Origin of the sequence: Methylibium rhizosphaerae, from assembly GCF_006386545.1 — a bacterium.
Taxonomy (GTDB): domain Bacteria; phylum Pseudomonadota; class Gammaproteobacteria; order Burkholderiales; family Burkholderiaceae_C; genus Pseudorivibacter; species Pseudorivibacter rhizosphaerae.
Genome location: NZ_SWAR01000020.1, coordinates 13,179 through 29,830, shown reverse-complemented (window position 1 = coordinate 29,830; position 16,652 = coordinate 13,179). Strand labels below are relative to the sequence as shown.

Annotated in this window: 15 protein-coding genes; 1 reads left to right on the top strand and 14 read right to left on the bottom strand. The window is 68.3% G+C overall.

The features are described from left to right. Positions 1 to 86 precede the first annotated feature (86 nt). From E8D38_RS15235 to E8D38_RS15185, 11 genes are all read right to left on the bottom strand, one after another. Entirely contained in the window at positions 87 to 752 is a 666-nt protein-coding gene (locus E8D38_RS15235) for an AAA family ATPase (RefSeq protein WP_140632426.1), read from the bottom strand. Then, positions 749 to 1,375: a nicotinamide riboside transporter PnuC gene (pnuC, locus tag E8D38_RS15230; protein WP_140632423.1), complete on the bottom strand. Its 627-nt coding sequence runs from the start codon at positions 1,373 to 1,375 to the stop codon at positions 749 to 751. Before pnuC ends, E8D38_RS15235 begins: the two co-directional genes overlap by 4 nt. Positions 1,376 to 1,415: 40 nt before the next feature. Continuing rightward, positions 1,416 to 1,691, bottom strand: a complete 276-nt coding sequence (ftsB, locus tag E8D38_RS15225; RefSeq protein ID WP_140632420.1) for a cell division protein FtsB — start codon at positions 1,689 to 1,691, stop codon at positions 1,416 to 1,418. 21 nt (positions 1,692 to 1,712) lie between these two features. Beyond that, positions 1,713 to 2,999, bottom strand: coding sequence for a phosphopyruvate hydratase (gene eno, locus E8D38_RS15220; protein ID WP_140632417.1), 1,287 nt, complete (start codon positions 2,997 to 2,999; stop codon positions 1,713 to 1,715). Positions 3,000 to 3,055: 56 nt separating this feature from the next. Continuing rightward, a complete protein-coding gene (locus tag E8D38_RS15215) occupies positions 3,056 to 3,346 on the bottom strand; it encodes a DUF1330 domain-containing protein (RefSeq protein WP_140632414.1) in 291 nt (96 codons plus the stop codon). 17 nt (positions 3,347 to 3,363) lie between these two features. Continuing rightward, positions 3,364 to 4,221 (bottom strand): 3-deoxy-8-phosphooctulonate synthase, encoded by an 858-nt coding sequence (gene kdsA / locus E8D38_RS15210; protein WP_140632411.1) that lies wholly within the window; start codon positions 4,219 to 4,221, stop codon positions 3,364 to 3,366. A 9-nt stretch (positions 4,222 to 4,230) separates the two neighbouring features. Next, positions 4,231 to 5,898 (bottom strand): CTP synthase, encoded by a 1,668-nt coding sequence (locus E8D38_RS15205; RefSeq protein ID WP_140632408.1) that lies wholly within the window; start codon positions 5,896 to 5,898, stop codon positions 4,231 to 4,233. Positions 5,899 to 5,967: 69 nt separating this feature from the next. Then, positions 5,968 to 6,804, bottom strand: coding sequence for an alpha/beta fold hydrolase (locus tag E8D38_RS15200; protein ID WP_140632405.1), 837 nt, complete (start codon positions 6,802 to 6,804; stop codon positions 5,968 to 5,970). Beyond that, entirely contained in the window at positions 6,797 to 7,627 is an 831-nt protein-coding gene (locus E8D38_RS15195; RefSeq protein ID WP_140632402.1) for a proteasome-type protease, read from the bottom strand. The genes E8D38_RS15200 and E8D38_RS15195 overlap by 8 nt, the downstream gene beginning before the upstream one ends. Then, positions 7,624 to 10,227 (bottom strand): DNA mismatch repair protein MutS, encoded by a 2,604-nt coding sequence (gene mutS, locus E8D38_RS15190; RefSeq protein WP_246099512.1) that lies wholly within the window; start codon positions 10,225 to 10,227, stop codon positions 7,624 to 7,626. The genes E8D38_RS15195 and mutS overlap by 4 nt, the downstream gene beginning before the upstream one ends. Positions 10,228 to 10,246: 19 nt before the next feature. Then, complete coding sequence (locus E8D38_RS15185; protein WP_140632399.1) at positions 10,247 to 11,248, bottom strand: inositol monophosphatase family protein; 1,002 nt, start codon at positions 11,246 to 11,248, stop codon at positions 10,247 to 10,249. Positions 11,249 to 11,391: 143 nt separating this feature from the next. Between E8D38_RS15185 and E8D38_RS15180 the strand changes: the two genes are divergently transcribed. Then, the gene (locus E8D38_RS15180) at positions 11,392 to 12,132 is read left to right on the top strand and encodes an RNA methyltransferase (protein WP_140632396.1); all 741 of its coding nucleotides are present in this window, start codon (positions 11,392 to 11,394) and stop codon (positions 12,130 to 12,132) included. Positions 12,133 to 12,301: 169 nt separating this feature from the next. Here E8D38_RS15180 and E8D38_RS15175 read toward each other — a convergent pair whose 3' ends face one another. The 3 genes from E8D38_RS15175 to ileS form a co-directional block, all read right to left on the bottom strand. Next, a complete protein-coding gene (locus E8D38_RS15175; protein WP_140632393.1) occupies positions 12,302 to 13,069 on the bottom strand; it encodes a DUF2189 domain-containing protein in 768 nt (255 codons plus the stop codon). Positions 13,070 to 13,137: 68 nt separating this feature from the next. After that, positions 13,138 to 13,644, bottom strand: coding sequence for a signal peptidase II (gene lspA, locus E8D38_RS15170; protein ID WP_140632390.1), 507 nt, complete (start codon positions 13,642 to 13,644; stop codon positions 13,138 to 13,140). Between the two features lie 92 nt (positions 13,645 to 13,736). Further along, positions 13,737 to 16,580 (bottom strand): isoleucine--tRNA ligase, encoded by a 2,844-nt coding sequence (gene ileS / locus E8D38_RS15165; RefSeq protein WP_140632387.1) that lies wholly within the window; start codon positions 16,578 to 16,580, stop codon positions 13,737 to 13,739. Positions 16,581 to 16,652 lie beyond the last annotated feature (72 nt).

Genomic DNA, 16,652 nt, shown 5'->3' with positions numbered 1-16,652 from the left:
ACGGGAGCCGCTGCTACTCAAGCTAGGCGAGACTCGATGCTTGTGCCCCCCTAGGTGGGCCCCTCGGCCTAGGGGCCTTCCGCGTTCTAGGGACGCGTTGCGTTGCGGGCCAGGTGTTCGCACTCGGCCACGAGGCACTCGGCGCAGCGTGCCCGCCAGCGGCGCCCGGCGGGCTCCGGTTCGCCGGCCGCTTCTGCGGCTGTCGGTGCCGCTGCCAGCCCGAGTCGTTGCAGCGCCGACAGCGCCGCCTTGGTCCTGGCATCGGCCTGCCCGCAGACCACGCCGTAGGGCAGCGCGGCCGAGTCGAGCGCCTGGCGCACCAGTGCATCGACCGGCTCGCGCACATGCGCGCCGTCGCGTATGAAACCGTCGGCCTGCCACGGCAGGTCGAGTGCGGTGAGCAGGGTCGCATCGCACTGGTCGCGGTGCACGGCCAGGGCCTCGGCGTACAACGACCGGTCGTCGAAGATGAGGTCGCTGTAGACCGCGATCATCACCGCGCTGGTGTCGGCCACCACGATGTCGTGCCGGCGCGCGGCCGCCTGGATGCGCCGTGTCTGCTCGGCGGCGATGTCTGCCTGTTCCTCCACGCGCGGCGTGCGGCCGGCGCGGTCGCAGAACTCCCGCAGGTATTCGGTCACCACCGCGGCGTCGTGGCCGAGCGCGCGCAACTCCAGCGTGAGCGTGTGGGCCAGCGTCGTCTTGCCGGTGCTTTCGGCTCCGAGGATGGCGATGACCTTGCCGGTCTTCATGCGTCCTTCGCGGCGGCCAGGCGGGACCATGCGCGCCAGCCCACCACGGCCATCGCGGCAAACAGCGTGTACAGGCCCACGGTGAGCCACAGACCCTTGTAGGCGAAGAGCCCGACGCCCACCAGGTTGACCGCCACCCAGGCCGGCCAGTTCTCGACGTACTTGCGGCCAAGCAGGAACTGGCCGAGCAGGCTGCCAGCGGTGGGAAAGGCGTCCCAGTAGGGCACGTCGGTGTCGGTGTAGCGGTCGAGGAACCAGCCCATCGCCGGCCACAGCGCGGCCATGCCCAGCAGCATGAGGGCGCGGTGCCGCTGGCCGAGCCAGCGCACCTGCAAGGTCTGGCCGTCGGCCTGCCTTCCGCGCAGCCATTGCCACCAACCCCACAGCGCCACCACGGCAAAGAAGACCTGCAGCCAGGCGTCGCCGTACAGCCTGGCCTGCCAGAACACCAGCCAGTAGAGCGCCGAACTCGCAATGGCCAGCGGCCAGGCCAGCGGGTTCACGCGCCAGTTGCACACCACCATCCACACGCCCAGCAGGGCGCCGGCGAGTTCGGCCCAGCTGGCGGTGAGCGGGCCGAAGGTGAAGGCAGCGGAATTCAGGAGGGCGACGAAGGTGTCCATGACGGCACGCTCGCCGTGAGGTACTGGAGGACGGCGCTCGTCAGCGCCGGGGCGCGATCTGCACGTAGATCTCGTCGGGCCTGACCATGCCCAGCTCGAAGCGCGCCTTCTCCTCGACCATCTCGAGGCCTTCTTTCAGGTCGCGCACCTCGGCGGCCAGCTGCTCGTTGCGCTGGCGCGCCAGTTCGTTCTTGTCCTGCTGGGCCGCCAGCTCGGACTGCAGCACCATCACGCGCGGCACGCCGCCCTTGCCGAACCAGAGCTCGACATGGACGAAGGCCAGCAAGGCCACGAGAGCCAGCGTGACGAGGCGCATGCGGTCCGGCGGCCTTTTCGATCAGCGCAGGTTGTAGAACGCCGAGCGGCCGGGGTAGACGGCGATGTCGCCCAGGTCTTCCTCGATGCGCAGCAGCTGGTTGTACTTGGCCATGCGGTCCGAGCGGCTCAGCGAGCCGGTCTTGATCTGGCCGGCGTTGGTGCCCACGGCGATGTCGGCGATGGTGGAGTCTTCCGTCTCGCCCGAGCGGTGGCTGATCACGGCGGTGTAGTTCGCCCGCTTGGCCATCTCGATGGCGGCGAAGGTCTCGGTCAGCGTGCCGATCTGGTTGATCTTGATGAGGATCGAGTTGGCGATGCGCTTGTCGATGCCTTCCTTCAGGATGCGGGTGTTGGTGACGAACAGGTCGTCGCCCACCAGCTGCACCTTCTTGCCGAGCTTGTCGGTCAGGTGCTTCCAGCCGTCCCAGTCGCCTTCGGCCATGCCGTCCTCGATGCTGATGATCGGGTACTTGTCGGCCCAGGTCGCCAGGATGTCGGTCCATTCGGTGGCACTCAGCTTCAGGCCGCCTTCGCCTTCGAGCACGTACTTGCCGTCCTTGTAGAACTCGCTGGCCGCGCAGTCGAGGCCGAGCGCGATCTGCTCGCCTGCGGTGTAGCCGGCCTTGTCGATCGCCTCGAGGATCATCTGGATGGCCGCCTCGTGGTTGGCCACGTTGGGCGCGAAGCCGCCTTCGTCGCCCACGGCGGTGCTCATGCCCTTGTCGTGCAGGATCTTCTTGAGCGCATGGAACACCTCGGCGCCGTAGCGCACCGCCTCGCGGAAGCTGGGCGCCCCCACCGGGATGATCATCAGCTCCTGCAGGTCGAGGTTGTTGTTGGCATGCGCGCCGCCGTTGACGACGTTCATCATCGGCACCGGCAGCTGCATGCCGCCCATGCCGCCGAAGTAGCGGTACAGCGGCAGGCCGGACTCTTCGGCCGCGGCACGCGCCACCGCCATCGACACTGCCAGCGTGGCGTTGGCGCCCAGGCGCGACTTGTTGTCGGTGCCGTCCAGGTCGATCAGGGTCTTGTCGAGGAAGGCCTGCTCCGAGGCATCGAGGCCCAGCACGGCTTCGGAGATGTCGGTGTTGATGTGCTCGACGGCCTTCAGCACGCCCTTGCCCAGGTAGCGGCCCTTGTCGCCGTCGCGCAGCTCGATGGCTTCGCGGCTGCCGGTGGACGCACCGCTCGGCACGGCCGCGCGGCCCATCACGCCCGATTCCAGCAACACGTCGCACTCGACGGTCGGGTTGCCGCGGCTGTCCAGGATCTCCCGGCCGACGATGTCAACGATGGCACTCATTCGCTTGTCCTCTGTCTCTCTCTGGTACTGCTTGCGTGGATGGAAAGAAGGGCTCGTCAGAGCCCTTCCACAACGATCATGCGCATGACGGCAGCCCCGGTGCGGGCCTCCTTTGCGCGTGCGTACTCGGTGGAGTCGTAGAAACGGCGGGCCGCCTCCACCGAGGGGAACTTCAGCACGACCACCCGGTCGGGCTGCCAGTCGCCTTCGAGCACCTGCACCGCACCGCCGCGCACGCACGGCTCGGCCCCGTGGGCCTGCATCGCCAGCGTCGAGAACTTCTTGTAGTCCTCGTATTGGGTCGGGTTGGTGACGGTGACGTTGGCGATGATGTAGGCGCTGGGCATGTCGGACCGCTCGGGCGTCAGGCGTTGAAGTTGTTCTCGAGGAACCCGTTCTGCTTGGTCACGCGGTCGAGCGCCACCAGGGTTTCGAGCAGGGCCTTCATGTGCTTGAGCGGCACCGCGTTCGGCCCGTCGCTCAGCGCCTTGGCCGGGTCGGGGTGGGTCTCCATGAACACACCCGCCACGCCGACTGCGATGGCTGCGCGCGCCAGCACCGGCACGAACTCGCGCTGCCCGCCGGAGCTGGTGCCCTGGCCGCCCGGCAGCTGCACGCTGTGGGTGGCGTCGAACACCACCGGCGCGCCGGTCTCGCGCATGATGGCCAGCGAGCGCATGTCGGAGACGAGGTTGTTGTAGCCGAAGCTCGCGCCGCGCTCGCAGGCGAAGAAGCTGTCTTCCGGCAGGCCCTTCTCGCGCGCCGCGGCGCGGGCCTTGTCGATGACGTTCTTCATGTCGCCGGGGGCGAGGAACTGGCCCTTCTTGATGTTGACCGGCTTGCCCGACTGCGCCACGGCGCGGATGAAGTCGGTCTGCCGGCACAGGAAGGCCGGCGTCTGCAGCACGTCGACCACCGAGGCCACCTGCGGGATCTCGGCTTCGGTGTGCACGTCGGTCAGCACCGGCACGCCCAGCTGCCGCTTCACCTGGGCCAGGATCTCCAGGCCCTTTTCCATGCCGGGGCCGCGGAACGAGGTGCCCGACGAGCGGTTGGCCTTGTCGTAGCTCGACTTGAAGATGAAGGGGATGCCGAGCGCGGCGGTGATCTCCTTCAACTGCCCGGCCACGTCGATCTGCAGTTGCTCGGACTCGACCACGCAGGGGCCGGCGATCAGGAAGAACGGCTTGTCCAGGCCGGCTTCAAAGCCACAGAGCTTCATAGGGTGTCCTCAGGCCGCAGCCTTCTGCGCCACACCGGCGGCCTGATGCGCCAGCGCGGCCTTGATGTAGCTGTTGAACAGCGGGTGCCCATCCCACGGCGTGGATTTGAACTCGGGGTGGAACTGCACGCCCACGAACCACGGGTGCACGCTGCGCGGCAGCTCCACCACTTCGGTGAGCTTCTCGCGCTGGGTGATGGCCGAAATGACGAGGCCGGCCTCCTGCAGGCGCTGCAGGTAATGCTCGTTGGCCTCGTAGCGGTGGCGATGGCGTTCGGTCACCACGTCGCCGTAGATGTCGTGCGCCAGCGTGCCGGGCTTCACGTCGGAACTCTGCGCGCCCAGGCGCATGGTGCCGCCCAGGTCGGAGTTGGCGTCGCGTTTCTGGATGCTGCCGTCGCGGTCCTGCCATTCGTCGATCAGCGCGATCACCGGATGCGGCGTGCTTTCGTCGAACTCGGTGCTGTTGGCGTTCTCGAGGCCGGCCTTGTGGCGTGCGTATTCGATGGTGGCCACCTGCATGCCCAGGCAGATGCCGAGGTAGGGAATGCGGTGCTCGCGGGCATAGCGCGCCGCGCAGATCTTGCCTTCGACGCCGCGTTTGCCGAAGCCGCCGGGCACCAGGATGGCGTCGAAGCGGCCGAGCTGGCCCACGTTGTCGGGCGTGATGGTCTCGGAGTCGACGTACTCGATGCGCACCCGCGCATGGTTCTTGATGCCGGCGTGGCGCAGCGCCTCGTTGAGCGACTTGTACGAATCCGACAGGTCGGTGTACTTGCCCACCATCGCGATCACCGCCTCGGCCTTCGGATGCTCCACCTCGTGCACCAGGGCGTCCCAGCGCGTCAGGTTGGCCGGCGGCGTGTTCAGGCGCAGCTTGTCGCAGATGAGCCCGTCGAGTCCCTGCTCGTGCAGCATGCGCGGCACCTTGTAGATGGTGTCGGCGTCCCACACGGAGATCACGCCCCATTCGGGCACGTTGGTGAACAGCGAGATCTTCTCGCGCTCGTCGTCGGGGATGGGCCGGTCGGCGCGGCACAGCAGCGCATCGGGCTGGATGCCGATCTCGCGCATCTTCTGCACGGTGTGCTGGGTCGGCTTGGTCTTGAGCTCGCCGGCCGCGGCGATCCAGGGCACGTAGGTGAGGTGCACGAAGGCCGTGTTGTTGGGGCCGAGCTTCAGGCTCATCTGCCGCACGGCCTCGAGGAAGGGCAGCGACTCGATGTCGCCCACCGTGCCGCCGATCTCGACGATGGCCACGTCCACGGCATCCTGCGTGCCGTAGGCGGCGCCGCGCTTGACGAATTCCTGGATCTCGTTGGTGACGTGCGGGATCACCTGCACCGTCTTGCCGAGGTAGTCGCCGCGGCGCTCCTTCTCGAGCACGCTCTTGTAGATCTGGCCGGTCGTGAAGTTGTTCGAACGTTTCATCCGCGTCGTGATGAAACGTTCGTAATGGCCCAGGTCGAGGTCGGTCTCGGCGCCGTCGTCGGTGACGAACACCTCGCCGTGCTGGAAAGGCGACATCGTGCCCGGATCCACGTTGAGATACGGGTCGAGCTTGATGAGGGTGACTTTGAGGCCGCGCGATTCGAGGATCGCCGCCAGAGATGCAGACGCAATGCCCTTGCCGAGGGAGGACACCACACCGCCGGTGACAAAGACGAACTTGGTCATGTCGTGCAGCATCCTCAGCCGAGAATGCCCTGGTGGTAAAGCGGCATTATATCGGCCGCTCCTCGGGGCTCAGGCGCCGGCCCTTGTTTCGGAACCTTGCTGGAACTCGCCCAGCCACCGCAGCACCTCGGCGGAGGCCTCGGCCGGCTTCTCGAACGGGAACAGGTGCCCGCCCTCGATCCACGACAGGCGGCCCTGGGTGACGCGCTGCGTCGCTGCCATGCCCACCTGCCGCACTTCGTTGGAGATCGTGCCGCCCACGAAGGCCACCGGGCATGAAGGCGGGTAGCGTCGCGCCAGCCGCCCCATGTGGTGCGGCAGGGTGTTGTAGATGTCGGTCTCCACCTGCCGGTCGAAGGCGAGCCGCCGGCCGTGTTCGTCGGCTTCGGTGCCGGCCTTCACATAGTCGGCCAGCACGTCAGGGTGCCAGCGGGCGAAGGCCGGCTTCTCGATGAAGTGCTTCAACACCTCGTCGGGGTCGGACCAGCGGTTGCGCCGCTTGCGCGACACGCGGCCGGGCGACACCCGCTCGTTCCAGCCGGTGGCCTTGGCGAACTGGAGGGCGCGCGCCTTCCAGCCGTAGATCACCGGCGAGTCCAGCAGCACCACGCCGCGCGCCAGCTGCGGAAAGCGGATCGCCGTCATGAGGCTCAGGAAGCCGCCGAGGGAATGGCCCACCAGGAACGCCGGGCGCCCCAACTGGCGCTCGACGAAGTCGGCCAGCTGCCGCCGCAGGTGCGGCCAGTTGCTGGTGACGGGGTAGTCGGGGTCGTGGCCCAGCTTCTCGATCGCGTGGACTTCATAACCCGCCGCACGCCACGCCTCGAAGATGAGGCGGTAGGTGCCGGCCGGGAAGCCGTTGGCGTGCGAAAAGACGATCGCCGGCTTGCTGTCTTGCTCAGGCATCAGGGGCGCGCACGATGGACAAGGGGTTCATCGCCTGCGCCTGCTGCGCCACCGGGGCCTGCGTCAACGGATATTCGCTGGCCTCGCCGTGCCAGGTGGGGTCGGGCAGCGAGTCGAACACCTCGCGCAGCCGCTTGCCCCAGGAGCTGCGGATCATGCGGAAGTAGGCGTTGCCCTCGTCGATGTTGACCACGCTGTCGACCTTGAGCGTGTCGCCCTTGTAGACGAGCAGGTCCAGCGGCAGGCCGACCGACAGGTTGGACTTCAGCGTGGAGTCCATCGACACCAGGGCGCACTTGGCCGCCTCGTCCAGCGGCGTCTCGGGCGTGACCACCCGGTCGATCACCGGTTTGCCGTACTTGGACTCGCCGATCTGGAAGTAGCACACGCCGTCGATGCCGGCTTCGACGAAGTTGCCCGCGGCATAGATGTTGAACAGCCGCATCGTCTCGCCGGCGATCTGGCCGCCGAAGATGAGGTTCACGTTGAACTCGATGCCGTGCTTCTTCAGCGCGTCGGCATCGCGTGCGTGCACCTTGCGGATGGCGCTGCCGACGATGCGCGCCGCATCGAACATGCTCTTGGCCGTCCAGATGGAGATCGGGCCGTCGTCGCCTTCGATGCTTTCGGCCTGCAGCACCTGGCGCACCGCCTGCGTGATGGCCAGGTTGCCGGCCGACAGCAACACCATCACCCGGTCGCCCGGCTTTTCGTAGACGGTCATCTTGCGGAAGGTGCTGATCTGGTCGAGGCCCGCGTTGGTGCGCGAGTCCGACAGGAAGACCAGCCCGCTGTTCAGGCGCATGCCCACGCAGTAGGTCATGACGAGGCTCCTTGGTGAAGCGACTTGAGGCGATACAGCGCCTCCAGCGCTTCACGGGGTGACAGGGTATCAGGCTCGATGCCGGCCAGCGCGGCCTCCACCGCCGATGGCTCGGCAGCCTCGGGCAGCGGCGGCGGGGCGGCAAACAGGTCGATCTGCGCGTCGGCCGCGCGCTGCTGCGCCTCCAGCGCCTCGAGGGTGGCACGTGCCTGCCGCACCAGCAGGGCCGGCATGCCGGCCAGGCGCGCCACCTGCACGCCGTAGCTGCGGCTGGCGGGGCCGGGCTGGATCTCGTGCAGGAACACGATGTCGTCGCCCGACTCGGCGGCCGACACGTGCACGTTGACGGCGCGCTCGTGCCGGGCCGGGAACTCGGTCAGCTCGAAGTAATGGGTGGCGAACAGGGTGAACGAGCGGTTGCGGTCGTGCAGGTGGCTGGCAATGGCGCCGGCAAGCGCAAGGCCGTCGAAGGTGGAGGTGCCCCGGCCGATCTCGTCCATCAGCACCAGGCTCTGCTCGGTGGCGCCGTGGATGATGGCGGCCGCCTCGGTCATCTCGAGCATGAAGGTCGACTGCGCATTGGCCAGGTCGTCGGCCGCGCCGATGCGGGTGTGGATCGCGTCGATGGGCCCCAGCCGGCAGGCCGCCGCCGGCACGTAGGAGCCCATGGCCGCCAGCAGCACGATCAGCGCCACCTGCCGCATGAAGGTCGACTTGCCGCCCATGTTGGGGCCGGTGATCACCAGCATGCGGCGCGCCGCGTCGAGCCGGCAGTCGTTGGGCATGAAGGGCCCGCTGCCGGTCTCTGCCAGGCGTGCCTCGACCACCGGATGGCGGCCCTGCTCGATGTCGAGGCACGGGTGGGGCACGAACTCGGGCTGGCGCCAGTTGAGCGTGGCGGCGCGTTCGGCCAGCGCAGCCAGGGCATCCAGCGAGGCGAGCGCACGCGCCAGCGCGCCCAGCGCATGCAGGTGGGGCTGCAGGCCGTCGAGCAGTTGCTCGTACAGCAGCTTCTCGCGCGAGAGCGAACGCTCCTGCGCCGACAGCGCCTTGTCCTCGAAGGCCTTGAGTTCCGGCGTGATGAAGCGCTCGGCGTTCTTCAGCGTCTGCCGGCGCTGGTAGTCCATCGGCACCTTGTCGAGCTGTCCCTGCGTCACCTCGATGTAGAAGCCGTGCACCTTGTTGAACTGCACCCGCAGGTTGCCGATGCCGGTGCGGGTGCGCTCGCGCGTCTCGAGGTCGAGCAGGAAGGCGTCGCAGTTCTGGCTGATGGCGCGCAGCTCGTCGAGCGCGGCGTCGAAGCCCGGCGCAATGACGCCGCCGTCGCGCAGCAGCACCGCGGGTTCTTCGGCAATGGCCGCCAGCAGCGAGCCGATGCCGGCATCCGGCACGAGGTCGCCCGACAGCGCAGACAGCAGGCCGTTGGCGTCGGCGGGCACGGTGGCGCGCAGCGCGGGCAGCGACTTGAGCGTTTCGCGCAGGCCGGCCAGCTCGCGCGGGCGCACCTGGCGCAGCGCGATGCGCGCGGTGATGCGCTCCACGTCGCTCACATGGCGCAGCACCTCGCGCAGCGGCTCGAAGCCGCGTTCCATCAGCGTGCCGATGGCGGCATGCCGGGCCATCGCGGTGCTGCGCTCGCGCAGCGGCCGTGTGAGCCAGTGCCGCAGCAGACGGCTGCCCATGCCGGTGCGGCAGGTGTCCAGCAGCGACAGCAGTGTGGGCGCCTCTTCGCCGCGCAGCGTCTGGGTGAGTTCGAGGTTGCGGTGCGTGGCCGGCGGCAGCTCCAGCAGATCGCTGGCGCGCTCGACCGCCAGGGTGTGCACATGGGCCAGCGCCTGCCCTTGCGTGTGCTCGGCAAAGGCCAGCAGCGCCGAGGCCGCGGCATGCGCGAGCGGCAGGTCCTGGGCGTTGAAGCCCGCCAGGCTCTGCACGCGCAGCTGCTCGCACAGCTTGCGCTGCCCCAGCGCCTTGTCGAACTGCCAGGCCGGCCGGCGGGTGAGGGTGGCACGGGTGAGCCGGAGCGCGGCGGGTGCTTCGTCGCCGGTGAACAGCACCTCGGCCGGCGACAGGCGTGCCAGCCAGGTGGCGAGCTCGCGCTCGCCGCATTCGGTGAGGCCGAGCTGTCCGCTGGACAGCGCCAGCCACGCCAGGCCGTAGCTCGAGCGCTGCTGGGGGCCATGCGATGCCAGCGCCAGCAACAGCGTGTCGGCGCGTTCGTTCAGCAGCTCGGTGTCGGTCACGGTGCCGGGCGTCACCACCCGCACCACCTTGCGCTCCACCGGCCCCTTGGCCGTGGCCACGTCGCCCACCTGCTCGGCAATGGCCACCGCCTCGCCCAGCTTCACCAGCTTGGCGAGGTAGGCCTCCAGGGCATGCACCGGCACGCCGGCCATCACCACCGGCTCGCCGTTGGACTGGCCGCGCTGGGTGAGCGTGATGTCCAGCAGGCGGTTGGCCTTGCGCGCGTCTTCGAAGAAGACTTCGTAGAAGTCGCCCATGCGATAGAACACGAGCGTCTCGGGGAAGTCGGCCTTGATGCGCAGGTACTGCGCCATCATCGGCGTGTGGCCGGCGAAGTCCACCGCGGTCTGCTTCAGCATCTGGCGGGCCCCTCGGCGTTCAGAACGGAGCGTCCTTGTCCTTGCCGGCCTCGATGTCGGCCTTGCGGATGCGCACCGGCCCCTTCTTCGCGGGCGCCGGCTTGTCCTCGGCCTTCTGCTCGCCGGCCTTCAGGGCCTGGGCCAGCGCTTCCTCGGGCGAGCCTTCAGTGGCCGCAGCGGCGGCGGCCTTGCTGGTCGTGTCGTCGTCCTTGATGACGCGGGTGTAGGGGCCGAGGATCTGCACCAGCTGAGCGTAGATCTTGGGGTTGCCGGCCACCACCTCGCGCTGGAACAGGAAGTCCGCCTCGCCGGTGAAGTTGCCCACCAGGCCGCCGGCCTCGGTAATCATCAGCGAGCCCGCGGCCACGTCCCAGGGGTTGAGGCCGGTCTCGAAGAAGCCGTCGTAGTAGCCGGCCGCCACGTAGCACAGGTCGAGCGCAGCAGCGCCCGGGCGGCGCAGGCCGGCGCACACCTGCATCACGTCCTCGAACATCTTCAGGTAGCGCTTGAAGTTGTCGCCCTTGCGGAACGGGAAGCCGGTGCCGATGAGCGACTCGATCATGCGGCTGCGCTTGGACACGCGGATGCGCCGGTCGTTCAGGTAGGCGCCGCGGCCCTTGGAGGCGTAGAACAGGTCGTTGCGCGCCGGGTCGTACACCACCGCCTGCTGCACCTGGCCGCGGAAGGCCAGCGCAATGGACACCGCATACACCGGGAAGCCGTGGATGAAGTTGGTGGTGCCGTCCAGCGGATCGATGATCCAGAGGTAGTCGCTGTCCTTCGCGCCATGCGTGCGGCCGGTTTCCTCGGCCAGGATGCCGTGGCCAGGGTAGGCGGTCAGCAGCGTCTCGATGATCGCCTGCTCGGCTGCCTGGTCCACCTCGGTGACGAAGTCGTTGTGCGACTTGGCCTGCACCTGCAGCTTCTCCACGTCGAGCGCGGCCCGGTTGATGATCGACCCGGCGGCGCGCGCTGCCTTGACGGCGATGTTGAGCATGGGGTGGAGGGCGGCTTGGGACATGGGCGTGGGGACCTGGGGCTGCGGAAAGGACGGCTGGCGGGGAGGAAAGAGCAAGGCGCCAGCTCGTCGGTCGGACCGGGGGGAGTGGCGCCAGATAATGGACGCGGATTTTAACCGGCCGCGTCTTCCGCGCGCTGTGACCGATGCCCGCCTCCGCAAGCAAGCCTCCCGCCGACACCACCCGCTTCGTCCTCATCGGCACCAGCCACGCCGGCAACGTGGGCGCCGCCGCCCGCGCAATGAAGGTGATGGGCTTTTCGGACCTGGTGCTGGTGGCGCCGCGTTTTGCCGACGTGCTGGTGCAGGAGGAAACGGTCGCCATGGCCAGCGGCGCGGCCGACATCCTGGTGCGCGCCAGGGTGGTGCAGACGCTGCCCGAGGCCTTGGAAGGCGTGAGCTACGCCTGCGCCACGGCCATGACGCCGCGCGACTTCGGCCCGCCCACCCATGCCCCGCGTGCGCTGCTGCCGGAGCTCGCAAGCTCACCGCACCGGGTGGCCTTCGTGTTCGGCTCCGAGCGCTACGGCATGAGCAACGACGACGTGTACCGCTGCCATGCCTGCCTCTCTATTCCCACCCATCCGGACTACGGCTCGCTCAACCTCGCGCAGGCGGTGCAGGTCATGGCCTACGAGTGGCGCCAGGCGCTGGGCGGCTTTGCGGTGAAGGGCCGCACGCCCGACCCCAAGCTGGCCGACGGCGTGGCCGTGCAGGGGCTGCTGGCGCACTGGGAAGAGGCGCTGGTGCACCTGGGCTTCCTGGACCCGAAGGCGCCGAAGAAGCTGCTGCCCCGGCTGAACCAGCTGGTCAACCGGGTGGACCTGTCGCAGGAGGAGGTGCATATCCTGCGGGGGGTGGCGAAGGCGATTCTGGAGAAAGGTTGAGCAGGACAAGACCAGCTAGCTACAGTCATGCAGCCAACCACATTTATGGGTTCCTGCCATGCGTACGACGCTGGACCTTCCTGACGACATCCGGTCACCTTCGGTCGCGGGTTTCGTTCGTTCTCGAAGCTGAAGCTCCAGTTGCTCACCCCGGTTGCTTCCTAGCTGGCTAGCTAGCCACCGCCCGCCGATACGCATGCCAGCTCGCATGCCCCAGCCACGGCCCCACCACCAGCAACCCCAGGAAGCCGGGCAGCATCGCCAGCACCACCAGGGCCGTCAGCAGCGCGCCCCACAGCAGCATCACGCGCGGCTGCCCGAGCACCAGCCGCAGGCTGGTGAGGGACGCGGTGATCGCGTCCACGTCGCGGTCCAGGATCATCGGCAGGCTCACCACGCAGGCCGCAAAGATGAACCCGGCGAACAGGCCGCCCACTGCCACATAGGCCACGATGAATTCCAGGTTCGCGGGGTCCAGCAATGCGAGCAGCGAGCCCTTGAAATCGGGCATCCCTTCGAAGCTGAGCGCAAATACCACCAGCGAGGCGCGGGCCCACACCATTTCGAGGATGAGCAGCACGCCGCCGAAGATTCCCATGGTGCCCAGGCGCGCCTCGAAGGCGAGCAGCGAGTCGCCCAGGTCGATGGGTTCGCCGCGCTCCAGGGCGCGGCTCGCCTGATACAGGCCGAGGCACAGGAACGGGCCCATCAGCAGGAAGCCGGCCGACAGCGCCAGCGTGTAGGCCGGCGCATGCCGGAACACGAGCACCAGCAGCCAGCCCATGACGGTGAAGCAGGTGCCGTAGAAGAGGCCGAGGCCCGGGCAGCGCAGGAAGTCGCGCCAGCCGGCTGCCAGCCAGCGCAGCGGATCTGCGAGGCGCAGCGGCCGCAGCTCGACATCGAAGGGGCTGGTGCCGGACGTGGGCGTTGAACTCATGGCCCAGCCTACGAGAGGCCGGGCGAGCCGGCTTGCGCTGCGTCAAGCCAGACCGCCGTGGGCGAGCCTCAGCTGCGCCGCACGCGCAGCAGTTCGTCCAGGATGAGCAGCACCGCCCCCAGCGTGATGGCGCTGTCGGCCACGTTGAAGGCCGGGAAGTGGCGCGCGCCCCAGTGGAAGTCGAGGAAGTCCACCACGTAGCCGTGCATCAGCCGGTCGATCACGTTGCCCAGCGCGCCGCCCATGATGAGCGACAGCGCCCAGGCGAACATGCGCTGCTGGCCGTGCTTCTTGAGCATCCATACGATGAAGATCGTGGCCACCGCGCCCAGCCCCACGAAGAACCAGCGCTGCCAGCCGGAAGCGCCGGCCAGGAACGAGAAGGCCGCGCCGGTGTTGTGGGCCCGCACGATGTTGAAGAAGTCGGTCACGTGGCGTGAATCGCCCAGCTGGAAGTAGCCGAGGATCAGCGTCTTGGTGAACTGGTCTGCCAGGATCACGATGACCGCGAGGCCCAGCCAGGGCAGGAGGCTCGTGCCGCCGCTGCTTGAGGCGCTGAAGGTTCTCTTTGCCATTGTTCGGTTCTGTGTAGTGTGGCTTGTTGCGCCTGCCTGGCCGTGTGCGCCGATGCAACCCGCGGCCCCAGCCGCTCCCGGGGGTGCGCCTGTCAGGCCACCTTGCGGGTTTCGCCAGCGCCGAAGAGGTTGCTCGTGCAGCGGCCGCAGATCGTCGGGTGGGCCGCATCGTGGCCCACGTCGTCGCGCCAGTGCCAGCAGCGCTCGCACTTGGTGGCGCTGCTGGGGGTCACCTCGACGACCAGCTCGCTGCCCTGCTTGAGCGTGGCCTTCGAGGTGATGGTCACGAACTTCAGGTCGTCGCCCAGCGAGGCGAGCAGCGCATGGTCTTCGGCACCCACGGTGATGGTGATCTCGGCCTGCAGCGACGAGCCCACCTGGCCGGTGGTGCGCACCGCTTCGATCTCCTTGTTGACCGCGTCGCGGATCTCGTGGATGCGGCGCCACTTGGCCAGCAGGCCTTCGTCTGGGTTGGGCAAGTTCCAGTAGGTCTCGGTGAAGATGGACGGCGACGTGCCGGGCGCGAAGATCGGCCAGGCTTCCTCTGCGGTGAAGCTCAGGAAGGGCGCCATCCAGCGCAGCATGGCGTGCGTGATGTGCCACAGCGCCGTCTGCGCCGAACGGCGCGCCAGGCTCCTGGGCGCCGTGGTGTAGAGCCGGTCCTTCAGCACGTCGAGGTAGAACGCGCCCAGGTCCTCGGAGCAGTACACCTGCAGCTTGGCGACCACCGGGTGGAACTCGTAGACCTCGTAGTGGGCCAGGATCTCGGCCTGCAGCTCGGCCGCGCGCGCCAGCGCATGGCGGTCGACCTCCAGCATCTGGTCGGGCGGCACCGCGTCGGCCTTCGGGTCGAAGTCGGAGGTGTTGGCGAGCAGGAAGCGCAGCGTGTTGCGGATGCGGCGGTAGGCATCGACCACGCGGGCGAGGATCTTGTCGTCGCCGGCGATGTCGCCGGAGTAGTCGCTGGCGGCCACCCACAGGCGGATGATCTCGGCGCCCAGCTTGCTGCTCACCTCCTGCGGCTCGATGCCGTTCTTCAGGCTCTTGCTCATCTTGCGACCCTGGCTGTCCACGGTGAAACCGTGGGTCAGCAGGCCGCGGTAGGGCGCGCGGCCTTCCATCGCGCAGGCGATCAGCAGCGAAGAGTGGAACCAGCCGCGGTGCTGGTCATGCCCTTCGAGGTAGAGGTCGGCCTCGGGGCCGTGGTCGTGGCGCCCGCCTTCATGGCTGCCGCGCAGCACGTGGAAGAAGGTGCTCCCCGAGTCGAACCACACGTCGAGGATGTCGCTGCTCTTGTTGTACTCGGCGGCCTCGGCGCCCAGCCATTGGGCCGGGTCGAGCTTGGCCCAGGCCTCGACGCCGCCCTGCTCGACCAGCGCCGCCGCCCGTTCGACGAACTCGAGGGTGTTCGGGTGCAGCTCGCCGGTCACCTTGTGCAGGAAGAAAGGCAGCGGCACGCCCCAGTTGCGCTGGCGCGAGATGCACCAGTCGGGGCGGTTGGCGATCATGTCGCGCAGCCGCGCGCGGCCGTTCTCCGGGTAGAACGAGGTGGCGTCGATGGCGGCCAGCGCCGTCTGGCGCAGCGTGCCGGGCGCCTTGTCGACGGTGAACACGCCCTGGCCTTCGTCCATGCGCACGAACCACTGGGCGGCGGCGCGGTAGATCACCGGCGTCTTGTGGCGCCAGCAGTGCGGGTAGCTGTGCGGCAGCTTGTCGGTGGCCATGAGCCGCCCGGCGTCCTGCAGCGCCTGCACGATGTTCGGGTTGGCCTTCCAGATGAACTGGTTGCCGAACAGGGGCAGGTCGGCCGCATACACGCCGTTGCCCTGCACAGGGTTCAGGATGTGGTCGTGCTTCATCCCGTGCGCGATGCAGGAGTTGAAGTCGTCCACGCCGTAGGCCGGGGCCGAATGCACGATGCCGGTGCCGTCCTCGGCGGTGGCGTAGTCGGCCAGGTACACCGGGCTGCGGCGGTTGAAACCGGGATGCACGTGCGAGAGCGGGTGATAGAAGTCCAGCCGGTCGAGGCTGGCGCCCTTGGTGGTGGCCAGCACCTTGCCTTGCAGGCCGTAGCGCGCCAGGCACTTCTCGACCAGCGCTTCGGCCAGCAGCAGCAGGCCGCGGTCGGTGTCGACCAGCGCATAGTCGAGCGCAGGGTTCAGGTTCAGCGCCTGGTTGGCCGGGATGGTCCATGGCGTGGTGGTCCAGATCACCACGAAGGCATCCTTGTGCAGGCGCGGCAGGCCGAAGGCCGCGGCCAGCTTGTCGGGCTCGGCGCACAGGAAGGCCACGTCCACCGTGGGCGAGGTCTTGTCGGCGTATTCGATCTCGAACTCGGCCAGCGACGAGCCGCAGTCGAAACACCAGTACACCGGCTTCAGGCCGCGGTACACGTAGCCGCGCTCCATCAGGCGCTTGAGCGCGCGGATCTCGCCGGCCTCGTTGCCGAAGTCCATGGTGCGGTAGGGCCGCTCCCAGTCGCCGAGCACTCCCAGGCGCTTGAAGTCGGCCTTCTGCTGGGCGACCTGCTCGGTGGCATAGGCGCGGCTCTTCGCCTGCACCTCGTCGCGGCTCAGGTTGCGGCCGTAGGTCTTCTCGATCTGGTTCTCGATCGGCAGGCCGTGGCAGTCCCAGCCGGGCACGTACAGCGCGTCATAGCCGGCCAGCTGGCGGGCCTTGACGATCATGTCCTTGAGCACCTTGTTGACCGCATGGCCCATGTGGAGCTGGCCGTTGGCATAGGGCGGGCCGTCGTGCAGCACGAACTTCGGCTTGCCGCAGCGCGCATCGCGCAGCTTCTTGTAGATGCCTTGTTCGTCCCACTGCTTGACCCAGCCGGGCTCGCGCTTGGGCAGGTCGCCCCGCATCGGGAAGGGGGTGTCGGGCAGGTTGAGGGTGGCGCGGTAGTCCTGACCCTCGGTGGTCTTGTCGTTCATGGCTTGAGTGCGCCGGGGGCGCACAGTGACTGGTGACCAGTGACTGGTGACGAGTGGGACAGCCGGTGGACC